The 22,238-nt window shown below is 38.7% G+C and carries 17 protein-coding genes and 2 pseudogenes; 3 read left to right on the top strand and 16 right to left on the bottom strand.

All coding sequences use genetic code 11. The features are described from left to right. Positions 1-152: 152 nt before the first annotated feature. Entirely contained in the window at positions 153-734 is a 582-nt protein-coding gene (locus IGJ49_RS01780; RefSeq protein ID WP_349520885.1) for a recombinase family protein, read from the top strand. A gap of 129 nt (positions 735-863) precedes the next feature. After that, the gene (locus IGJ49_RS01775) at positions 864-1,499 is read left to right on the top strand and encodes a recombinase family protein (RefSeq protein ID WP_349520883.1); all 636 of its coding nucleotides are present in this window, start codon (positions 864-866) and stop codon (positions 1,497-1,499) included. Here the strand turns inward: IGJ49_RS01775 and IGJ49_RS01770 are convergent. From IGJ49_RS01770 to IGJ49_RS01705, 14 genes and pseudogenes are all read right to left on the bottom strand, one after another. After that, a pseudogene (locus IGJ49_RS01770) lies at positions 1,447-1,767 on the bottom strand (transposase); the annotation flags it as partial. The gene IGJ49_RS01775 and the pseudogene IGJ49_RS01770 overlap by 53 nt on opposite strands. Before the next feature lie 60 nt (positions 1,768-1,827). Continuing rightward, positions 1,828-2,178, bottom strand: coding sequence for a DUF7006 family protein (locus IGJ49_RS01765; protein ID WP_178946916.1), 351 nt, complete (start codon positions 2,176-2,178; stop codon positions 1,828-1,830). Positions 2,179-2,198: 20 nt separating this feature from the next. Beyond that, positions 2,199-3,677, bottom strand: coding sequence for a helix-turn-helix domain-containing protein (locus IGJ49_RS01760; RefSeq protein WP_224434473.1), 1,479 nt, complete (start codon positions 3,675-3,677; stop codon positions 2,199-2,201). Positions 3,678-3,731: 54 nt separating this feature from the next. Beyond that, positions 3,732-5,009, bottom strand: coding sequence for a helix-turn-helix domain-containing protein (locus IGJ49_RS01755; RefSeq protein WP_438722229.1), 1,278 nt, complete (start codon positions 5,007-5,009; stop codon positions 3,732-3,734). Between the two features lie 62 nt (positions 5,010-5,071). After that, the gene (locus tag IGJ49_RS01750; RefSeq protein ID WP_438722228.1) at positions 5,072-8,080 is read right to left on the bottom strand and encodes a WxL domain-containing protein; all 3,009 of its coding nucleotides are present in this window, start codon (positions 8,078-8,080) and stop codon (positions 5,072-5,074) included. Between the two features lie 44 nt (positions 8,081-8,124). Further along, entirely contained in the window at positions 8,125-9,165 is a 1,041-nt protein-coding gene (locus tag IGJ49_RS01745) for a DUF916 and DUF3324 domain-containing protein (protein ID WP_224434470.1), read from the bottom strand. Between the two features lie 91 nt (positions 9,166-9,256). After that, positions 9,257-10,063 (bottom strand): WxL domain-containing protein, encoded by an 807-nt coding sequence (locus IGJ49_RS01740; protein ID WP_224434469.1) that lies wholly within the window; start codon positions 10,061-10,063, stop codon positions 9,257-9,259. 24 nt (positions 10,064-10,087) lie between these two features. Next, complete coding sequence (locus tag IGJ49_RS01735; RefSeq protein WP_224434468.1) at positions 10,088-10,396, bottom strand: LPXTG cell wall anchor domain-containing protein; 309 nt, start codon at positions 10,394-10,396, stop codon at positions 10,088-10,090. A gap of 838 nt (positions 10,397-11,234) precedes the next feature. Further along, positions 11,235-11,582 carry a DUF7006 family protein gene (locus IGJ49_RS01730; protein ID WP_224434467.1) on the bottom strand — a complete coding sequence of 116 codons (348 nt, stop codon included), beginning with the start codon at positions 11,580-11,582 and terminating at the stop codon, positions 11,235-11,237. A 73-nt stretch (positions 11,583-11,655) separates the two neighbouring features. Then, positions 11,656-16,761, bottom strand: a complete 5,106-nt coding sequence (locus IGJ49_RS01725; RefSeq protein WP_438722227.1) for a WxL domain-containing protein — start codon at positions 16,759-16,761, stop codon at positions 11,656-11,658. A 15-nt stretch (positions 16,762-16,776) separates the two neighbouring features. Further along, on the bottom strand, positions 16,777-17,838 hold the full coding sequence (locus IGJ49_RS01720; RefSeq protein WP_153829930.1) for a DUF916 and DUF3324 domain-containing protein: 1,062 nt from the start codon (positions 17,836-17,838) through the stop codon (positions 16,777-16,779). Between the two features lie 81 nt (positions 17,839-17,919). Continuing rightward, a pseudogene (locus IGJ49_RS01715) lies at positions 17,920-18,722 on the bottom strand (WxL domain-containing protein). Further along, entirely contained in the window at positions 18,723-19,079 is a 357-nt protein-coding gene (locus IGJ49_RS01710; RefSeq protein WP_153829932.1) for an LPXTG cell wall anchor domain-containing protein, read from the bottom strand. 488 nt (positions 19,080-19,567) lie between these two features. Beyond that, positions 19,568-20,677 (bottom strand): pectate lyase family protein, encoded by a 1,110-nt coding sequence (locus IGJ49_RS01705; protein WP_349521488.1) that lies wholly within the window; start codon positions 20,675-20,677, stop codon positions 19,568-19,570. Positions 20,678-20,993: 316 nt separating this feature from the next. Here IGJ49_RS01705 and IGJ49_RS01700 point away from each other — a divergent pair, with 316 nt between their 5' ends. Continuing rightward, positions 20,994-21,209: a DUF378 domain-containing protein gene (locus tag IGJ49_RS01700; protein WP_066026593.1), complete on the top strand. Its 216-nt coding sequence runs from the start codon at positions 20,994-20,996 to the stop codon at positions 21,207-21,209. 244 nt (positions 21,210-21,453) lie between these two features. Here IGJ49_RS01700 and IGJ49_RS01695 read toward each other — a convergent pair whose 3' ends face one another. Together IGJ49_RS01695 and IGJ49_RS01690 are read right to left on the bottom strand one after the other, a co-directional pair. Further along, positions 21,454-21,732 (bottom strand): type II toxin-antitoxin system RelE/ParE family toxin, encoded by a 279-nt coding sequence (locus IGJ49_RS01695; RefSeq protein ID WP_081308386.1) that lies wholly within the window; start codon positions 21,730-21,732, stop codon positions 21,454-21,456. Next, positions 21,719-21,973, bottom strand: coding sequence for a type II toxin-antitoxin system RelB/DinJ family antitoxin (locus tag IGJ49_RS01690; protein ID WP_010736448.1), 255 nt, complete (start codon positions 21,971-21,973; stop codon positions 21,719-21,721). The genes IGJ49_RS01695 and IGJ49_RS01690 overlap by 14 nt, the downstream gene beginning before the upstream one ends. Positions 21,974-22,238: the final 265 nt, after the last annotated feature.

The following is a 22,238-nucleotide window of genomic DNA, read 5'->3' as shown; positions in this document are numbered from 1 at the left end:
GAAAATCACCCGTTTCTGGACACTTGAATTTTTTATCTTAAATTTAAGTTTTTCTATATTTTTAGTGTTCATAAACCCATATCAAAATCTATGTTCAATTAATCTGTATGGATAAAGTTATGTTACAATAGATTTTAGTTAGGAGTGATTTTTTGAAAATAGGATATGCCCGGGTATCCACCGGATTACAAAATTTAGATTTACAAGAAGATAGTTTAAACAAATTTGGTTGTGAGAAGATTTTTACCGATCATATGAGTGGGGCAAAAAGTAATCGACCAGGATTAGAAATGGCGATTGATTTTGTTCGCTCTGGCGATACACTTGTCGTTTGGCGATTGGATCGATTAGGACGGAATATGGAAGATTTGATTTCAATTGTCAATCGATTGAATGAACGCGGCGTAAGTTTTCATAGTCTTCAGGAAAATATTACAATGGATAAATCTAGTTCGACTGGTCAGCTAATGTTTCATTTGTTTGCAGCTTTTGCCGAATTTGAGCGCAATTTGATTTTGGAACGCTCGGCTGCTGGACGAGAAGCTGCTCGTGCAAGAGGAAGATTTGGCGGTCGTCCTGAAAAATTAACAACACAAGACTTAGACTTACTAAAGACGTTAGTTGACAGCGGAACACCGATCAAAACAATTGCCGAGCGGTGGAATGTTTCTCGAACAACTATTTATCGTTACCTTAATAAAATAGAAGAAAAAAATGCGGAAATACTTAAGTAAAACCTAGGTGTTTCCTTACTTTTTCAAGGTAGCTTACCCTAAATAGACACTACCCGATCATTGAAAAATCTAGTTTTCTAACGTATGATTAGGGTGTATTTTAAATAGTTCGAGAAAGTAGGGTAAATTTTGAAAATTGCTTATATTCGAGTTTCGTCGATTGATCAAAATGAACAACGGCAAATTGAAGAAATGAAAAAGTTCGGCGCAGAAAAAATTTTCATTGAGAAACAATCTGGAGCAACGATCACCCAACGACCGATTTTTCAGAAAGCTTTAGAGTTTGTCAGAGAACAAGATATTTTTATTGTCGAAGCTATCGATCGATTAGGCAGAAATTATGACGAAATCATTGACTCAGTCAATTACCTCAAAAAGAAAAATGTACAACTAATCATCACTAGTTTACCAATCATGGCTGAAGCAATCGGAAATCCTCTCCTGGATAAATTCATCAAAGATTTAATTATTCAGATATTGGCTATGATTGCCGAGCAAGAGCGTTCTGAATCTAAACGTCGCCAGGCACAAGGAATTAAGATTGGAAAAGCAAATGGTGTTTATAAAGGACGTCCTAAGTTGTACAGCGCAGACACAAAAGATCCCCAACGTCGCCTTGTTTACAAAAGCATCGTTGAAGATCTTAATAAGGGAATTGCTATTTCAAAAATTGCAAAAGACTACAATATTACTAGACAAACAGTTTATAGAATTAAAAATGAAATAAACAATAAGAATACCTATATAAAGACAAATAATCATTAACCATTATAAAAACTCTTACTAAAGTAAGAGCCCAGACTGTAGACAAAAAGGAGTGGCTTAATTGCCAACTCCTTTTTATTAGTCTTTGTAGAAATTTGAAATAAAAAGCCATAGGCTTTTTTGCTTTCCATAGCCATGAGGCTAGTTTTTTTAAATTCATGGCAGCAAACGTAAGCATCGTGTGCGTGGCGACTTTTTCGAGACCTCGATATTTTGTCCAACGCATACCATGCTTTTCTTTTGCATCTGCAAATATTCGTTCAATAGTTAACTCTTACTAAAGTAAGAGCCTACACATTTAAGTTATTCCCATCAGCCATCAAATCCATCATACCACATTGAAAATCATGGAATGTTTCGGGTCCATACTGCGTTTGTACCCACATAGTTCTTTGAAGTAGATGAGATAGTCACTTTCGACGATTCGAAGGATTTCCACATCTGAACAGTGATCAAAGTCGATCAGATCTGCTACTAGACTCATCTTGGCATCGATTCCTAAGATCTCCGGCAATAGTTCCCAAAAATTCTCCTGACATATCTGACTTACTAAGGTCTCCAATCGTTGGATCTGGGTGTTTAAATAGACCTTTAGGTCTTCACTTGCTCGTTTTTCTGCCTCTTCAAAGGTACTTTGAAAGCCCTCCAAATACGCTTCTTTTGTAAAAAATGTAGGCATTGTTTTTTTCCTTCCTTCTTTTAAAATGTTTCATGATCGATCAGTGGATTCAATTGATGCTTGACTCTTGCCCAATCTTGCGCCGTAGGAATACTGCCCATAAGAACATAATCCGTGTCAAGAGCGTAATCCAAAAGGTACGGTCGATAGTTCGTTACAATCAAATCAACGTGTGCATCATTTAAATGTTCCGGCGTCAATTCCTGAAGCGGCATAAACAATAGCTTATGATATTCCCCTAATAGTACACGTGCCTGCATTCGGATGGATTGAACCACTAAATAGTCACCTTCTAATAAAAATAAAACTTTTTTGACCGGTTGGTAATAGTGGAACAATAAGTTCATATATGCCGTAAAACTCACCACGATATCTTCAAAATATCGGGCAGAAAAACTGAGTACTCGGGCATGTTTTAAGAGAAATTGTTTATGGGCTTCATAAATCTGTTTATCGCTTTTCTTTACCATCCAATGGATTTCTTCTAGCTCTTTGTTCAACACTGGACTCACTGCTTCATTCATCAAGCGCGAAATGAAAAAAGAGGTCATAAACGGTTCTAAAGTATCCGTATCCCATTGTTCAAAGAAAGGATCAGAAAGATAATCTGACACGATGAACTGAAGATCCTTCCAGCGGTTGAATCGTTGGTTAAAAGTTTGTTCTTGGTCCACACGATGGATCGTCCGTTTGGAAATAATCGATAAATGGATCCAAGCGAATTCTTCCTTTGATAGATAGATCTCGTATTCATCTTTGATTCTTTCTTGTAAAGAATAAAGCAACTGAAAATCTTTTTCCTGATAAATGCTTACTTTTACCCATTCAGGTAAGGACATAAAATGGTTTTGATGAACTCGGACCATTGCGATATAAAGCTGGTAATAAAAGGCTGAAATCGTGATTCCCGTACCCAATTCATACTTTCCCAATTTGCCAGACAGTTCGTTCAAGACCAACGTATGTAAGTCTTCTGGCGGACGGATTGTATACGGAGTTTGTTCACTGCTATAATAAAAATCAAAAAAGAACTTTCGGATATTGGCTTCTTCCCCTAAAAAATTGACTGGGTTAAAAGCCAACGTTAACTCATACTCAGCTAATACCGGTCGGATTCTTGATAAAAACCTTCGTAAAGTACTCTCTGCATAACTGTGCTGGTGAGCCAAGTCAGCCACTGTAAAATCTTTTCCCCAAAAAACATTTCCCACGATTTCAAATAACACTTCGTTTTCCAACAGTTGTTCTTTTTTCTCTTGGTAGTCCCTACGATTTCGTTCTTCAAAATAATACCCACTATAATTCGAACGTAATTCGATGCTTGTGCCAAAATGGTTTTTGAATGCTTGAATATCTTTTATCAAGGTACGTTGTGAAATAGCCAGTCGTTCACTCAGCTCTCCAATCGTAAAACGCCGTTCTTGTTCCATCACACTTAACACCTGCATCCATCGCTTGACCTCTGCGCTTGTAATAAACGCCATCTGAAACTCACGCAATTTTTTCCCCCTCACTTTTTCAAATATTTCCCTCTTATGCTTGTTCACTCATCTTTACTCAGAAAATGCAGAGAGCACTTCATCGATTTTCTCCTTGCTAGGTACATAGGGAAGTTCAATCGTTTCACGAGCGTTTCTAGCTTGTGGTTGATTCACGATTTGTACATGACGTACTAGTCCAAGTGGATTCATTTGGGCAGCTTCCACCACCTGTAAGCCAGATTTTTTTAAAATCGTTTCAACTTCCTGTTTGATCCATCGTGTCAAAGCACGTGGTCCTACTAGCTGATAGGAAACATAAATCGTCTGGCTATATTTTTTCTTCTCAGCTAAAAAACGTTTCATGAGTACTTCTAAAGGAGACGGTTTCTCACTGTTTGCATATGGCACTTGTTCTGGTGCTTCAAGTGTAGGTAGCTGGAAAAAGGCCTCCATTAAAAAAAGGAGTGTTTCGAAAAAACCATAAGTCAGTCCTTCGGTCTTATGCATCGGTAACTCATACTCACTCGCAGGTGAAAATGTGCGGGTAAATGCCTGTTGTGTCAAAGGGTTCAAAAATTGACTCTCATCTAACGTGAGAAGAAACAACGCAGCTTTTTCTGGTCCTGGCAGAACCACACTCACCTGTTGATCCAAAGCCTGGATTAGAGTTGTTTGGGCTTGTTTATGTGCCACTTGTTCTTGTAAGCAATGTCCTTGGTCGACTCGTTGCTTAGCTAGTTTCAGCCATTGATTAAACAAGGTTTGATCTAGGTACCAAGGTCCGTCTTGAATCGCCACTTTCTCCTGATGTAGGTCCTGAATATGCTCTGAAAGAAACCTAGGATACAATGGTAAGGTGAAATAAAAATCATAAAGGAATTGGCGAATCCCCGCTTCTTCTCCCCATAATTGATTGGTTTTAGATTCAATTTTTATCCCATAATAGGTCGTTAATAACGTTTGAAGCTGCCGTTTCATCCGTTGGAAGCTTGCACTCGACACATCAAGATACGCCATCCACTGTTGATTGTCTAAACACTTTCCCGCAGCCAACTGATCCACAAAGAGAAAAAGTTTCTCTTCATTTAGTAACGCTTGTTTCTTCTCATAATACTCTTTAGGGTTCAGAAAGGAAAAGTGATAGCCCTTCTCATCGCCGATCAAATGGATCCGCTCACCAAAATAGTCCTTGATCGCCTTTATATCCTCAATAATCGTCCGTCGCCCAAACCCAGTCTGTTTAGCTAAGGTTTGTGCGGTAACATGTTCCTCTTCTTCTAACGTCGCCAATAAGAGCAGCCAACGTTTAGTCTTATCTGCCATGACTAAATGATCAAATAAAATGTGCATATTTTTTTCTGTCCTTTCTATGAAGAAAAAGAAAAGAGCCGCAGCCCTTTTCTTTCTTGTGACTAATTATCGGGAACTACACTTAGTTCCCAGGTGAGTGTTGTTTCATAGGTGCTTGCTCTTGGATTCGCGGTTGGAGGGACTTCAAGTGCCACGCTTTCGCTTGCACTTTCACCGTCACCAAACCGATAGATCCAGGTACCTGCTCCTTGGCCATTGAGCGCGGTCAGAAGTTTAGTCTTTTCTCCTGGAATTAAGGTAATACCGTCTTGATTATACAACATCGGTTCATCACTTCCGTGAATAGACTCCAATTGTTGGTTAGTGAAAGACAAACGTGCCCCTCTTAGTTCATTTTCCTGTAGATCCGTAAATTGACTGTTTTGCGTAACTGCTAATTGCCAGCCGTGACGTTCCTCTTCTGGCCGTCGATCACTGATCTGGATATAGTTTGGTCGCTCTTCAGCCTCATTGACGGTTCCATCCGGATTTAACAAGCGTTGCGGTTGCGCATAATACCGCTTCGTTCGCGTAGAGATTGCTTGTTGGCCAAATGTGAATCGAGAAGCAAAATCTATGCTTAACAAGCCTTGGTCTTCTTCGAGCTCAGGTTTATTCTCTGGATCGACTTCTATTTCTGGATTCATCGGATCCTTAGGATTAGGTGGTCTTCTCGATTTTTCAACAACCGTACTTGCGGTAGCAGATTTTCCGTTTAGATAGGCATAAGCCGTCACTTCGTTTCCTTCAGTGAATAGTGAATCTTTAGGTAACTCATATAAATAGTCTCCATTTTCATCAGCAGTCACATGATATTTATCGGTTTCTGAAAAATTTGGTGATTGAATTTCACCATCTGGTATTGCTGGGTCACCAGAGAACCGTATTACACTGTGCGGAGAAGCCTTGCCGGTAATAGTATAAGAATTTACTTCCATCGGATCCTCTGTCAAAGGATCTATGTTTACTTCAACATCGGGTATTTTTTCAAAGAGTATTCTCTGAACGTTACGTGTAGTGAAACCTTCATTGAAGCTAGTCATCGTCTCTTGAAAGATAGAAGAAACATTCGTGATTGTTGGATTTATCGTATTGTAACGAAGAATTAAATTAAAGATGGGAGTCCAAAAATAATCTGGCTCTTCTGTAAAATTATCTCTATTCCATTGTTTGACAGACTGGACATCAATATCCAATTGCCCTGTACTTCCTGTGATATTAATCAGTCCATTAGTTACAGAACCTGAGATCTGGTTTGTCCGTTCTAAATTAACCTTTTTTGCATCAGAAAATTCAAATATTGAATTTGCCGAAGCAAAAAATAGTAAATTTTGATTGATTGAATTACTGTCACTTTTTATGTCCATAGATCCATCTTTAGCAATTTTAAAGTTAGCAGCACCTGCGACATAAATGATGCTAGAAGATGCACTTCCTCGACCTTCAGCATTTATATTAAGTTCAGCATCTGATCCCACTAAAAGCGAACTTCCCGCATTCATAGAAACTAAGTTGCGATTAGATCCATTACCTGTGAAACTGTGATTCGTAGATTCAATATTGAATTTTGCCCCATCATTAACCTCTAAAGTAGAGGTAGTGCTACGCAAAGTTAGTGCTGCAAAATTCCGAGTCGTATCAATATTGATTGTTGATCCTTCATCCATTATCAAATTTCCATTTGCAATATCAATGCTGGATCCAGTCTGCGCATTCGCATTCGCACTGGCTAATGTACCGTTTGATTCTAGGTTGAAGGTAGCATTTTTTTCAAGTGTAAGACTACCTGACTGGTTACCTACGCCAATTACGACATTACCAGAGTTTAAAGTAGAAAAATTGACAACAGCATCTTCTTTAATTGTTAAACTGCGTGACTCAATATTTATAGAATTGGGAGTATTCACAGCAAAGTTCGTTCTAAAAGGTGAACTATAGCTTGCTACTACATGGTTATCAATTTTACCATACAGATCTACATGGGTATAATACGGTGCAAGCATTTGATTTCCCACAACAGACACATCTTTCAACGCTATTCTGGAGATCTGTTGCTGAGCCAACGAGAGTCCCTGTTGAACTGACCAAAATCCCCACCAGTTACCTGAGTAAATAGTCGCATCGTTAAAAGTGATATCCCAAGGTGATTGTGCATTATGGGTAGCCCCCATCGGAACAAGTGACACTGAGCCAAAATCTATATGATGTCCATTCCCATTCACTACTAATTTTCTCGAACTATTTGCAGGTGTTAAATAAACAAATTGTGCACCTCCTGATGGATTAGAACCTACGCCAGTAATAAAACCCGGTACAGTGGAGTTTGTTGGAACTTCAAAGTCTTTTGTCACTTCTATTGTCGTGATAGAAGGCGTACCTAAAGCCTGTCCAAAGTCTGTCCAGTTAGTTACCTCAGCTACTCCTTCTTCAGGAGAAATATAGGAAACAGCCTTGTCAATTTCAACTTGATCACCTGTAGCTGTGTCTTTATTTTCTTTACTTTCTTCGGCTTCAGTTGATTCATCTTTATCTACATTAGTTTCTCCTTGTTCATCCGGTGATATTGTTTCCATCGACTGTATATAAATTTGTACTTTTGCTTCATCGATTGCGGCTTCATAACTTCCTTCTTCTTCGAATACCACCGGAAAAGTGAATGTTTCTTGCATTTTTTCAGAATGAATCACCCAGTAATTTGCTTCCTTGGATTCTTCGATCGTAACGCCTACTGGCATATCTTCTTCAACAATCCTAGCTTCTTCAGGCAATTTTACGGTTGCTTCATTTATTTTTTTATTTGCATGAAATGAGAGAATGATATTTTCTCCAGCTTTGCCTACAATAGTTGAATCAATAGTTGAAAAAGAAAGAGGTAAATCTTCAATTTCCTTCAACTTGGGAATATTAGGTAGAACTTCTTCACTAAAGCCATCTAGTTCGGGTTGATTTTCTTGAATATCGATTGCATTTACTGAAGATAAACTGACGGATGCAACTGGAAAAATGAGCACTTGAATAAATAGTAATCCTATACTAATAACACTCAAAAGATAGCAGAGTTTATTTTTCATTACGATATTTCCTTTCTATCTCTATGCGAGGAAAATTTGTATACTTATACTTCTTTTTCGCTTTCACGTGCTTTTTTCTTTTGCCACATCAGGTAAAGCACAAGTCCAAGCATTAAAATAAGCAAAATAATCGAACCGATCATCCACCAATTGACACCAGAATCAATCATTACGTCTTCTCGATTTAACTTGCGGGCTTCTTCGGCTTCAATCGTAAATTCACGCGTCCATGACCATTCATTCTCTCCCGATGTAGCTGTTAATTCTAGGACATAGTTCCCACCTCGAAAACGGTCGCCTTCTAAAGAAATCGGGAAGTTGAAATTAGAATTTGGGGCCATCTGCATCATTTCTTTCTCCGCCTTATAGAGAACCTCGTTCTCCCCTACTCGTTTTACGGTCGCTTCCACCGCCAATTGATTGACAAAAGTGGGCGTAAAGTTTTGTAACGTGGCGCTGATCACATTGCGGTAGTTCAATTGATCTGCAAACACATCTAATAGTTCCAACTCTGGTTGCACCGAGTCTCGAGTATTACTAACGACCACACCAACCACATGGGCAAACTCATTCTTGATAGCTACGCCTTCTCCTCCTGGGGCATCGCTATCTTCCTCTTCTTTTACTTCGGTGATCCTTAAACCGCCGGCTAAATACCCTTCAAAGGCGTCTTTAGGCATTTGCAGAGGAATTTCTATAACCTTTGTTTCATTTCCAGCTAAAGCAATGACCTCCGAAGGAGTCATCAGCTCATCCAAGGAGTGGATTAAGGATGGATCCGCTTCTTCAACATCTTTGCCATACTCGACATTCCCCAAAGTATTAGTATAAGCTGTATGCGGTGTCACCTGAACGTTGATTGGTTCTGAACTGGAATTTCCGACTTCTAGTCGCAAAGTCTCTTTTTGTCCAGGAGGGAGTAATAACTCATAGTATCCTTTACTTTCATCCACTTGGCTCTCTGGAAAAAGAGGGGTAACATACGTATTTAAACTCGCTTCTTCGGCCTGGACCGCCCGTGGCAAGAAAAAGAAGAGCGCTATAAGCAACCATAGACTTTTTTGTATCGTTTGTTTGTGTATCATTTGTCATAATCCTTTCTAAAAAAGCAGCGTCACAGAAATCTGTAACGCTGCCAGTGACTAATGGAACATGGAAATAGGAATGTTTTACTTCTTAAACCGCATTAGGTTCCTCATTATCTGGTGTTAGTTCTAATTCCCATGTCAATGTAGAGGTATACGTTACTGCATCTTTGGCAGTCGAACCAGGAACAAACAATTGGATCGCCTTATTTTCAACGACATCTACCCCATCTTCTACTTGTTTTGCGAGCGCATCATGATCTCCCCAAACAACGGAAGAAGTTCCGCCACCCTTTTGGTTAGCAGCTGTCATGACCGGCACGGCCTCTTCACTTGGAATCAACTCTAAACCACTTGTGTGAATCGTCGGTTCCTGATTTGCATCATTCACACTGTAACGAAGGGAAGGATCGAATAACGTAATTTTGGCGCCTTTTAACACACTATTTAGGGTATCTGTTTTTGCTTGAAATTCACTTAAACTCACGCTCAGTTCCCATCCTTCATTCGTTCCGCGGGTGTCTTGAACTTGTGCCATACTGACATAAGGAATCATATTTTCCTCGCCTGTTGTTCCGGCTTTCTGTTGCATTTCCGCAATCATGTTGTAATGTTCATCAGCAGTTGAGATAACTTTCGTTCCAAAGTTCATTGTTGGAACTGTTGCAATCGTTAGTGGTCCCGTACCAGGAATTGGTGGGATCGTCACATCTGGACCTTCAGGATCAGGTTCTACTACTGTGTCTTCAATATTTGGAGTGAAGGTGACCTGACCGGTCGTTGTTGTTTTACGTACTTCTTTTGACTCTTGGTTTCCCTCTTCAGCGAAAGCCTGTACACCTCCTGCGAAAATCGTGGTTGATAATGCGGCTACAGTTGCTAAACGAATAAATTTCATACTTAAATTCCTGCTTTCTTTTAATTAATTTTCTTGTGTTTCTTTTCTTTTTTTATTCCCTACGACTAATAAAACACCTGCCACTAAGAAACTTCCAATCCATAGCCCAAGTGAGCTACCGGTCATATTGGTTTTTGGCAAAGTTCCTCCTGGCTTTTGTGTGCTGGTGCTGGGAGGTGGATCTGGTGGACCGATTGGTTCATAAGTTCCTGTAAACCCAATAGATCCTTCTGACTCGACGGATTGGACCTGTGTACCATACACCTGCAGGGGAAATTGTATCGCTATTATTAGGGACATTAGACCAATCATAAGACCAATAGTTTTTCGCATCTTCCCTCCTCCTTTAACATCTATCTCAAAAACTATCGTTTTTGGGTGTACAGCAAAATAGACATCTGAAGTTGTCAGATGTCTAAAGTAATGTTGTTAAATTGGCGTTTCGATGACTTAGCATACATAAGTATTCGTTATTCTAAAAAACGATGGTTTCTAATACGTTTTAGTGAATAAACAAGGCTTAACCTTTAGCCTTCCTTATATTCATTATCTTATAACAATTTATATAAGGTTGAAAATCACAATTTTCACCTCGTTATGCATATCTAGAAAATAACCCAAAAAAACAAATGAAATCATTGATTCATCAGAATGAATGGGAGAAAATAATTAGTGCTCAAAAAAAATAAAAGGTAAGGATCAAAAATATTTAAGTTTTTTGATTCTTATCTTTTATTTTTCTTGCTCAACTTCGATGTCATTTTCTAATTTAAGTGTTTAAAAGCGAAATAGAAAGTCCAACAGGGTATACTCTGTTGTCCCAAAAAGATAATAACTTTTTGACCTAATTAATTGAGCAACTAGAAGAGCTTTGAAATGAGGAATCAAAAAAGGATCAAAAACTTTTAAGTTTCTGACTCTTCAGAAGAATTATTTTGAAAAACAGCGAATATGTCGCTTAACTGAACAGTTTCTTTTTTGATGAGTTTCGAGAAAAAATAATTTTTTAATTATGTGCATTCAAAAAGATTATCCAGAAAACAATTTAATTAGAACAATGATTCATTGACACAAAACATAATGAAGTCGTCCAAACAAAACTTATAAAAAAGAGTGTCCAGAAAATAATTTTCTGAACACTTTTTTACAATGACCTAATGCTAGGCTCACTCTATACGACATGAAATACTAGTGAGTGATTGGTCTCCGCACTTAACTCATTACCACAAAGTTCTTTAAGGTACGTGCGATAATCTGTTTCAACGAGTCGCAGAATCTCTTGCGTCGAAAAATCGTCATACCGAATCAGTTCTGCAATGAGTGTTAGTTTTGCATCGATACCCAGGACTTCAGGAAGTGTCTCCCAAAAGTTGTCTGGCGAGACCTCACTCGTCAATTGATTCAGTCGTTCGAATTGTTGCACCAGATACTCCTCCAGTTCCCTGGTCTCTCTTTTAGCTTGTGTCACGGTGTCTTGAAACTGACGCATATATTCGTCCTTCATTAGAGGTATTTCCATGCTACCCGCTCCTTTCTCGTCTTCATCCGTTCTAAGTGTAAAAGAGGAAAAATCTTACGCTCTGTTCCTATTTTTAATTGTCAGGAACGGCGCTAAGTTCCCACGTCAAGGTTGTTTCATAGCGAGTGGATTCAGGGTTTGCGCCTTTTGGCACATCTAAAGCCACACTTTTATTAGCCGTTTCTTGATCGCCAAACCGATAGATCCAGGTACCAGTCCCTTCCGTTCCTTGGGCCATTAACAGAATCCGTCGGTTTCCTGGAACCAGTGCCAATGGATTGGTTTGTTGGAATTCCGGTGCACTGCCGCCTTGGGCGGTCGCCAGTTGCTGGTTTGTCAGGCGCAAACGCGCCCCGTTCAATTCTCGATTATTGGTTGAGGTAAATGGATTATTTTGTGTCACAGCAAGCTGCCAGCCATTGCGATCATTTTCTGGTCGCCGATCGCTGATTTGAACATAGTTTGGCCGTTCTTCTGTCTCATTGACCGTCCCATCTTCATTCAATAATCGCTGCGGTTGCGCATAATAGGTTTGATCAGTTACTGAAATGCCTTGCGTACCAAATTGTAACTGTGAGACAAAATCAATACTTAACCTTCCCTGATCTTCAGGAAGCTGTGGTTTGTTTTCTGGATTGATTTCTGTTTCTGGATCTAATGGATCCACAGGTGAAACAGGTCGCAGGTCCTGGACCATTAAAACCGTTGCTTCATCAAACAATTTATCACGAAAAGAAAGCGGTGATGTTGGATTGATATTCCCTTGTTCATCATTCGTTAGTGGCGGATTCATAACCCCTGCAGCTGCAGCAGAACCCTCACGGTCCCTTAAGAACACTTGAATTTTATCGTCTTCTCGTAATGACAGATCACTCAAGTCTAATGTGAAGGTACCATCATTTTCAACAACCACATTTTCTGTATTTATTGGTTCTCCATTATGGGTAGCAGTAACCGTTACTTCTTTATTTTCCGTGAATCCTTTAATCGCTGTACTATCATTTGAAACCACAGAAGAAGAAAACTTGGCTGGTGTTGGCGGAATGATGGGAAAGACTTCTACTGTATCTGTTAAGATAATATTTTCATATCCTTGTGTTAACTCTCCAGAAGTCAAGCGAACGTCTTTAATTTTGACCTTATCTCCTTTTTGTAGGTACTCTTCTAACTCTACTTCAAATAATCCAGCACGTGGCTCTTCGCCATAGATACTGATGCCTGGTTCTTCATTTGAGTGTCCCACAGTTTTAGCAGTATGTTCTGTTTTCGTTCCATTAGCACGTTCAACTTCTACAATGACTGTAGCTTCCCCCTCCCAAGCAGAACGGCTTTCTTCTAATCCAACTGGAATGCTGATATGTCCATGAATCTTTTTATCGGCATTTGTTGGGACCCTGAGTTCATCTGCAATTGCCCACCGGGCATTATTTGAACTTAATCTAGAATATGTTGTCAATCCTGTGGTACCAAAAGTCCCAGTATTTAATACGTCTGGTTGACTAGTGGCTCCTAAAGTATTGAAATTTGTCCCAGAGAAAGAAAAATCTAAAGTTGGAAAATTTAAATCTGGATCACCGTCTAAGTTTGACCCATTTTTCCAGACTGCTAGATCACTATTTGATGCCTTTAAACTAGATCCGCTTGCGACATTAAATAGATTTCCTCCTCCAGATCGATTATTTCTGAAGTCCATAAATAAAGGATTGTCAAATTCTACATCTAGCACACCTGCTCTAAATACTCCACCAGAAGCAGTCGCAGTTCTGCCCACTGCTTCAAAATAACCACCATTGCTATTTTTTACTTTCCCCGTTCCAGATAGATCTATAGCTGGTCCATTTTCAGCTAAAATAGTAACTTGTGACCCCGGATCTGTTACTGAAAAAGACGTATCATTTCCAGATGTTAAATGGACTCCTTGATTTCCACCTTGTGTATTTCCATCACTAGGGGTTCCATTACCTGGATTTTTCACCTGAAAAATACCACCATCAACCACCTCTATGGAATTTTTATCTCCTAGCATACGAATTCCTGGGGCAGAACCTCCACTCTTCAAAATCGAAAACATACTGTTTTCAATTTTGAACAAGCTATCGCCTGAATTTAAAAATCTAAGTGTAGCAAATGCCCCTGTACTGATTGAAGTAGTAGACCCAGAATACAAATTAATTTCACTTTTATTTTTAACGTAAAAGCTATTAACTCTTCCTTCCAAGACAATAGAACTAGACAGATTAGATTCTGTTAATATGCTTGATTGCTCATCAACTTCTATTATAGAGTTACTGACTCCATTCATCCCTACATACAAACTAGATCTTTGGCTATGCTCGCTAGTGCTGCCATGAACATTCCAATTACTTTTTAGAATTAGCGAAGATTTACCGGAAATAGTTGTTTTTTGATTAGCCCCCTGCATATGCAGTGAATTTGCTTGTTCTGTATTAATTTTAGCCTCTGATTCCTCATCAATATTAAATTTATTACTCGAATTTTGGAAGAAAACTCCTCTCTTCGCACCTGCTATCACATTAACATCTAAAATAGATTGATTCCTCACTGTTAGTTCTGATGATTCTCCTACGAATTGGATGGCATTATTAGCTGTATCAGTTGCAGCACTTGTCGGTCCACTTGTGTTCAAAATTAATTTGGATTGATTTTCAATAATCATCTTTGAACGTGCTCCATTAAATAATATATTTCGGGCTGTTCCACTTCCACTGGTTAACTTCACTTCACTGTTGTTTTTTATATTTAATATGGAATCTTCAGCATTTAATCGAATTCCATTATTAGAACTACTCATGGCTAAATTCAGTTGGCTCTCATCAATAATGATTTCTCCGTTAGCGTTATCTGTGTATAGAGGTACCCCAGTTGTAGAGTTTGAAGATAAATTGGTTTTTATTAATTCAATTTTCCCGGACACCCTTAATGCTTGAGCTGTTGTTGTCTCGATAGTATTTTTTGATTCTGAGGATATATAATTTGAATTACTACCGTTTAAACGTACTGCTTGTCCCGTTAAACCTTTAATATTTAGCTCAGAGTTATCTAGCACTTGAAATAACCCATTACTTGCTTGGAAGAAGACACCTCTCTTCGCCCCTGCCGTTACGTTAACATCTAAAATAGATTGATTGCTCACTGTTAGTTCTGATGATTCTCCTATAAATTGGATGGCATTATTAGCTGTATCAGTTGCATCACTTGTCGGTCCACTTGTGTTCAAAATTAATTTGGATTGATTTTCAATAATCATCTTTGAACGTGCTCCATTAAATAATATATTTCGGGCTGTTCCACTTCCACTGGTTAACTTTACTTCACTGTTGTTTGATATTTTTAATAATGAGTCTGTACCGCTTAATAGGATACCGTTGTTAGAACTACTCATGGTTAAATTCAGTTGACTCTCATCAATAACGATTTCTCCATTGGCATTATCCGTAGATATAGGCAGTCCTGTTGTAGAGTTAGTGGAAAGGTTTGACCTTAGTATATTAATTTTTCCGTTTACTCTCATCGCTCTCCCAGTTGTTGTCGTTAAATTCATATTAGAGTTTACTATTGTTAAAATCCCGTTCTGCCCTTCTGACCGAATTGCTTCTGCGGTCGCAGAAGTTACAGAAAATTCCGAGTTATTTACCGTAAGTTGCGAATTGTTTCCAGCAAGATATATTCCTCTTTTTGATAATGTCGTTCGAAGAGAGAATGTACTTTCTTGATCCAAATTAAACTTAGGAGATACACCGGAAAGGACGATCGTATTATTAGTTGTATTTGTTGGTGTAGTTGTAGTTGCAGTAGCTGGCCCTATTGTACCTACTGACAAATGTCCATTTTGAACGGCTATTTCTGGATTTTCTCCTCTTAGATCAATCGTATTGGCATTCCCAGCAGTAGTTGTGATCGTAACTGTGGCACCTTGTTCTACCGTCATCTTTGGATCCGCTACTGTAGCAGAAGAAAACAAGACCGTCGCATTCCCTCGACTAATAGTTACCTCTGCTTGATTTGTTGCTAAGACTTCTTTTGCTACGATGAAAGTTTGTGCAGAAGTTGTGCGTGTGAAGTTTGATACGCCACCTGTAAAATGAATATTTCCTTCAGGAAGAGAAGCTAATCGCATGGTATTCGCATTCACCTCGGTAATATTTTCTAATTCAACAGTCCAATTTTTACTGCTTTCTACCGTTGCGTTGATCAATGGTGTTGTACCAACTTTTGTAAGTCTTGTATTTTCAATTCGAAAAGCACTTGGTTCCACTACTTCTGCTAGTTGAAAATAAAAGCCATTTATGCCAAATGTTAAGGTATAGCCGTTTCCTTGGATAAGTAACGGACGATCCACAGTTAGTACATTTGCTGTAGCTTCCGTCAGATTGGCTTGAACGGAAATGATCCCAATATCAGGATCGGCAACGGCTGCTCTGAATTGTGCCATCGTAGTGACTTCTTCCGTCTTTCCATCAAAGACTGTCGGTTCAATCACCTCTGACTCCGCATCTATTTGTTGCTCCTGCGGGGCTTCTACCACAGGCTCACGAACTTCTTCTGTCGGTTGTTCATTAACTTGCCCTCCTTCTATTCCATTTTCTTCTTTCAGCTCCTCTTGTCCTACAAAATTCTCATCGGACGGTTCTGTTTCTTCGACCGGGACTTCCCCACTCGTCTCTTCTTGTTCTTGCACCTCAATAGTCGCGGCCACATTTTCCACCACGACTTCATAGTTTCCTATTGAGTCAAATACTACTGGAAGGACAAAGGCATTTCGTACACGCCCAGTCTGGATTATCCATTCATGAGAGTGCGCTCCTTGTTTTGCAGTAAGCCCCGCTGGCAACTTCTCTTTTAGTAGTTTCGCTTCATTAGGTAAGGTGACTCGCGCTTCTGACACTTCTTGGTCAGAAAAGAAAGTCACTTTGATTGGTTCTTCTATCATTCCTTGCATACGCGATTGTGTAAAGAAAAAGCGAGGTTCCCTTATTTCTCCCTCTTCTAAAAAATTTTTTATTCTCGGAAGTTCCAATGGTTCAAGATCTTCTTCTGTCTCATGTGCGGGTGCCTCAACCGTTTCTGCATAAATCATGCTTACCGGCAAGAAGAGTACGTGCAGAACTACTAAAGTCACACTTAGAAGCACCTTCGTTTTTCTCCAGGTCATCGTCATCAAACGCACTCCTTTCTACTTCTCTGATTCATTTTCACGCACCTTCTTCTTCTGAACCATCAGATAAATAACTAAGGCTAGTAAAAGCAGAATTAGAATCATCGTCCCAATCATCCACCAGTTGATGCTCGTATCAATCGTGACGTCTTCTCGGTTAAATCTGCGGGCTTCATCAGCTTCAATCGTAAACTCCCGTTCCCACGACCATTCTTCTTCTCCTGAAGTGGCTTTTAGTTTTAACACATAGTCACCGGCTTGGAAACGATCCCCTTCTAACGAGATTGGAAAATTAAAATTTGAGTTTGGTGCCATCTGCATCATTTCTTCATTCGCTGTGTAGAGAATCTCGTCTTCTCCTGCACGTTGAACCGTCGCTTCGACAGCCAGTTGATTCACAAAAGCAGGTGTAAAGTTTTGTAGGTTCACACTGATCACATTACGATAGTTCAATTGATCCGCAAACACATCATGCAATTCTAAATCCGGCTGAACCGAATTGCGCGTATTACTGACCACGAGGCCCACGACGTAAGCAAACTCATTTTGGATCGCCACACCCTCTTCTTCACTTGTGGCTGTTTCTTGTTCATCTTTGACTTCTGCGATGCGTAGACCGCCGGCTAGAAATCCCTCAAAAGAATCCGCCGGCATACGTAATGCCACCTCAACTGTTTTAGTCTCATTGCCTGCTAAGTCAATCACTTCAGAAGTCTCAATCAACGCATCCACTGAGTAAGATAACGTTGGATCAGGTTCCTCTGCATCTTTGCCATATTCAACCACCCCATGGACATTCGTATAGGCTGTGTGGGGAGTAATCTGAACTTGTATGGGTTCGCTACTGGCGTTTTGTAGTTTTAATGACAACCTTTCGGTTTCCCCAGCAGCCAGATTCAAGTCAAAATAACTACTCGATCCCTCGACCTGGCTCTCTGGAAATTCTGGCGTCACATAAAAATTTAATGTACCTTCTTCGGCATGGCCGATCACGGGAACGAAAAGTATGACTAGTGCCAAGAGCATCAATAGCCAGCCAATCCCGTTGTTCAATAGCTTCAATCGTACTTGTTTATTCATCGCATGCTTCCTTCCTTTTAAAAAAACAGCGCTACAAATAGCTGCAACGCTGTTGAGAGTCAATTCATCTAGTTAGAAGGCTTATACACCTACTGGTGGATTTTCTGGAGTAATAGTCAATTCCCATGTCAGAGTTGACTTATAGGTTGTCGCATCTTTGGCAGTTGAGCCTGGGATCGATAAGCGAATCGCGTTGTTTTCGACTACCTCTTTTGTAGGATCCAAAAATTGAGCATTCAATTCCGCTTGATTTCCCCAAACAACGGAAGAAGCACCCGCACCTTTGCCTTTTTCTGCGGTCATCACAGATTGCGCCGCATCGTTAGGGATCAGTTTCAATCCGGCCGCATGTGCCACTGGAGCATTGGCAGCATTTGACCCTTCGTATTGAATACGTGAACCTACCAATTCGATTTCTGCTCCCGTCAATGTTTTATTTTGGGTGCCGGATTCAAATGCACTTAAACTTAGTTTTAGATCCCTGCCATCATTGTTTCCTCGTAAGTCTTGGACCTGTGCGAAGCTGACATAAGGAACATGTGTTGGCCCATCTGTGACTGGATTTGTTAGTTTCTGCATTTCAGCCACCATACTGTATGTTTGATCTTGATTCGAAATAATTTGTGTCCCAAAATTCATTGTCGCAGCTTTCACAATGGACAATGGGCCGGTCGTTCCTGGTACCTCTGGTTCGATTTCGACATCTGGACCGGGTTCAGGATTGATGACTTCTAGGTCCCCATCCTCTTCACCAGCGGGGCGAAATTCGATCTGACCTTCGGGGTTGTCACTTTCTGAACTTCATCGGCAAAAACAGTAGAAGCCCCTCCTGCTAATGCAGTGGTTGATAGTACAGCAATTGTAGCTAAACGGATTAATTTCATTTAATAAGTCCTACTTTCATTTTTTAGTTTTATTTTCTGTATATGATTGTTTCTTTTTTTCCAGATAAAGAAAACCAAACTAAGAATTATGAATCCTAGCCCGATCAACCAATGATTGGTGGTCGTATTGGTCTTGGGCAATGCGCTTTCTGGTTTGGCAGTTTCAGTGATTGGTGGTTCTTTGATGCTTTCAGGTGGTGTAGGATCCGGTGTCCCGATTGGCACGTAAGTGCCAGTAAAACTAATTGATCCTTCGGTTTCTACTTGTTGAACTTCTTTCGCACTCACTGAAGGCAGTGAAAAGAAAAAGAGGAACAGCAGTATGCCCGTCAAAATGAGTTGTTTCTTCCTAATCATGTCCCTCCTCCTTGATTTTTCTCGAAACTCTTCGTTTTTAAGGAGACGAAAAAAAAGACATCCGTTTGCATCAGATGTCTTGAAAAAGTGATTAAATTAGGTTTCATATTAAAGAAGATAAATAACATATTACCATTCTTAAAAACGAAGGTTTTCGAGAATTAATACGCAAAGATTAAAGTTTTTATAAATCTCTTACTTCAGTAATAATAACAGAATATATATTTAAAAAAAAAAACAATTTTTTCATAGGGAAGCGAAAAAATTGTTTTTCCTTTTTACCATCATGGTTAAAACGCAAAATAATATTTTTGATAAAGGCCTATTTTACATTCAAAAGTAAATTCAACTAGACTCATTGGATGATTATTAGAAGTTCTATAGGCTATACCCTGTTGGACTACTGTTAAACATCTAAATCTTACTAATTATGTGAACTTTTAACTAACTCGAAATAATAACACATCTTAAGGTATGTTATACATGACTTACTCAGTATATTGTCCAGCATTCTCCTTCACATATACTTCAACTTCATTTACAGGAATTGAGGATAGCCTATAGTAGTCGGACGGATTCCAATTGATACCATATGAAGGTACTTCTTGGTATTTTCCAGTTTGATCTTGATCATAACTACTATTGATCAAAAGATTATTTTTATTCAATAGGTATCCCATTGGTGAAGGAGGGCCATCTGGGTGCCCCCAAGATCGGCGCGTATTAATAAAGGTGTTCTCTTCAGCAATGACTTGTGCGCTGACACCAACACCGATTCCATAGCTGGAAATATCCGTATAAAGGTTATTTAGAACGTGAACTTCCCCAAAACGAACCCGAGGATTTCTTTGTTCAGTTCCCTTGAACCAATTATAAGCAAATGTAACTTTTAATTTATCCATATCTTGCGCTCCATTTGAATCAGAATGACCCACCAAAATCGTTTTATTGTGATTGGTAAAAATATTATTTGAAACGGTGATCCAATTCGAACCTCGTTTGATGTCGATTAATCCATCATGTCTATTGCTCCCAGTAGGTACCTCAGTTGCAGTCCAAGGTTCATCTGAAAAATAATTATGATCAATCCAAATATACTGACTATTCTCAATAGTAATTGCATCGATTTCAGTAAAATCACCAGGATTCAAACGACTTTGCACGTTTGTTTGTATACCTCCACTACCATCCGGATACTCACCTTCATCAAAAGATAGCGCATTGGTTAATTTCAAATTTCTAATAATCACTTGCTCTTGCCCACGAACTCTTAAACCACCACCAGTAATTTCTGCATGATGGCTGGTACCAATAATTGATTTGTTTGAACCCACATCCACTATTACTCCTGGAGAAGAGACAAATAAATCTGTTAAATCAATTTTGCTTTTCACATAAATCGTCGCTGGTTGATTGCCGCGTACAGCTTCCCGAAAATCATGTGCCGTATCAACAAAAATTTGACGACCATCTTGTCCACCTACTGTTCCTGTACTATAGCCAGCAAACCCAAAGCTATTTGTAGGGATTTCTGCTGCTTCAATACTCGAAGCTATACCACCAAAAAACAACAAGCACAATATAATTAGTTTTCGCATACTGTTCTCCTATTTTTATTTTTTAGAACTCAATCGATATTCTAACTACAATTATACATGTTATTGCTTTATATTGATAATCTATCATCTAAAAAACCACATTGTATTATATTTTTAGATTTTCAGCTGATTTTACTCTTAAAATTTGTAATCTAACGTTTTATAAGTTTGATAGTATTTTTAAATACATTATCTGTGATACATTTCCTTGTTTTCATCTTTTTGCGTAGTTTACTAAAATTACTGAGCGTTATATAAGCAATGTTTCTTTTTTTAGTACATAATTATTATAACAAATTAAGAAAGGAGAATTCTAATGAAAACTTTAGATGCTATTGCATTAACTTTATTGATTGTGGGAGGGCTGAACTGGCTGTTAGTCGGCTTGTTCGAGCTTGATTTAGTTGCTATGATTGCTGGTGGTTCAACAACTATCTTTGCAAAAATCATTTATATCGTCGTAGGCATTTGTGCAATCTACTGTATGAAATTCTTCCCAATGATTACTAAAAAAATTGACGAAACATATTAAAAAGCTGTTATTTTCATGATCCTTCCCGTTACTGGGAAGTTTTTTTCGTTTGTGACCATCTGTTTTACATATTGAAATATAAAAAAGGATCAAACATCTTAAGTTTTTGATCCTTTTTACTTGCTTATTTCATAGTTCTTTCAGCAGGTTACTTATATATTTAGGTGAGTTACTGAAGTACCAGTAAATAGAAACAATAATTAAAGGTCAAAAACTTTAAGTTTCTGACCTTTTCTTCATTTATTTATAAAATTTTATCATGGCTACCTGTTCTAACCAATGTAAGTATTAGTTTTTTATTATCTACTTTGTAAACAAGTAGCCAATCTGGCTGTATATGCAGTTCTCTATAGCCTTTCCAATTCCCTTGCAGTGCATGGTCTCTATATTTGGTTCTCAGTATCTCTTGTTCCATGTTAACCAACAATTCAATTACTTTTTTATATTCTATTTCAGAATAATGTTTTTTCATCATTCTTTTATAATCTCGTTTAAAGCTTGGTGTAAATTCAATCGTCAGCATGCAATTTCTCCATCATGTCATCTATGGAAGCTGCTCTAGTAGTAATACCGTTTTCTGCTTCATATCGGGCTATTATATCTTCCCTAGGTTCGTTACCGGGCTGAAAAGGTATTTTACGCTCACGCACACTTTGTTTCAAAAAAACAATGACTGCAGTTGATAAGTCCATACCGATTTCTTCATAAACTTCTTTTGCTTGTTCTTTTAGCTCATCATCAATTCTTATACTTAATCTGGACATATTTAACCCCTCCTTTAGTTATTATTATAACATATTGTACGTACAACGTACACACGATGTGCGTTTTTGTGATTGATTATCTCAAATATTAATAAACGACTAATCTAGCTAAATAGCAGTTGGGTCCAATAATCGTTTTCTGCTGAAGATTACAGAAACTATTGTAATAATCATTTTATAACTTTTCGGAATATATATAAATCTACTCTAACCAGTAGATAGTATTGTCTTTACTCGGATATACTTTTAGTTTTCGTCCAGTCAG

The sequence above is a fragment of the Enterococcus sp. AZ171 genome (assembly GCF_051714005.1).
GTDB classification, from domain to species: domain Bacteria; phylum Bacillota; class Bacilli; order Lactobacillales; family Enterococcaceae; genus Enterococcus_B; species Enterococcus_B pernyi.
Note: the sequence above shows the minus strand (reverse complement) of the source record. Positions and strands in the feature narration are given on the sequence as shown.

Excerpts from the sequence above, each read along its gene's own strand:
- IGJ49_RS01700 (WP_066026593.1), top strand. The coding sequence starts at position 20,994 with ATGAAAACTTTAGATGCTATTGCATTAACTTTATTGATTGTGGGAGGG.
- IGJ49_RS01690 (WP_010736448.1), bottom strand. The coding sequence starts at position 21,973 with ATGTCCAGATTAAGTATAAGAATTGATGATGAGCTAAAAGAACAAGCA.
- IGJ49_RS01765 (WP_178946916.1), bottom strand. The coding sequence starts at position 2,178 with ATGCCTACATTTTTTACAAAAGAAGCGTATTTGGAGGGCTTTCAAAGT.
- IGJ49_RS01755 (WP_438722229.1), bottom strand. The coding sequence starts at position 5,009 with ATGCACATTTTATTTGATCATTTAGTCATGGCAGATAAGACTAAACGT.
- IGJ49_RS01745 (WP_224434470.1), bottom strand. The coding sequence starts at position 9,165 with ATGATACACAAACAAACGATACAAAAAAGTCTATGGTTGCTTATAGCG.
- IGJ49_RS01720 (WP_153829930.1), bottom strand. The coding sequence starts at position 17,838 with ATGAATAAACAAGTACGATTGAAGCTATTGAACAACGGGATTGGCTGG.
- IGJ49_RS01730 (WP_224434467.1), bottom strand. The coding sequence starts at position 11,582 with ATGGAAATACCTCTAATGAAGGACGAATATATGCGTCAGTTTCAAGAC.
- IGJ49_RS01740 (WP_224434469.1), bottom strand. The coding sequence starts at position 10,063 with ATGAAATTTATTCGTTTAGCAACTGTAGCCGCATTATCAACCACGATT.
- IGJ49_RS01735 (WP_224434468.1), bottom strand. The coding sequence starts at position 10,396 with ATGCGAAAAACTATTGGTCTTATGATTGGTCTAATGTCCCTAATAATA.
- IGJ49_RS01695 (WP_081308386.1), bottom strand. The coding sequence starts at position 21,732 with ATGCTGACGATTGAATTTACACCAAGCTTTAAACGAGATTATAAAAGA.
- IGJ49_RS01710 (WP_153829932.1), bottom strand. The coding sequence starts at position 19,079 with ATGATTAGGAAGAAACAACTCATTTTGACGGGCATACTGCTGTTCCTC.
- IGJ49_RS01750 (WP_438722228.1), bottom strand. The coding sequence starts at position 8,080 with ATGAAAAATAAACTCTGCTATCTTTTGAGTGTTATTAGTATAGGATTA.
- IGJ49_RS01725 (WP_438722227.1), bottom strand. The coding sequence starts at position 16,761 with ATGACGATGACCTGGAGAAAAACGAAGGTGCTTCTAAGTGTGACTTTA.
- IGJ49_RS01705 (WP_349521488.1), bottom strand. The coding sequence starts at position 20,677 with ATGCGAAAACTAATTATATTGTGCTTGTTGTTTTTTGGTGGTATAGCT.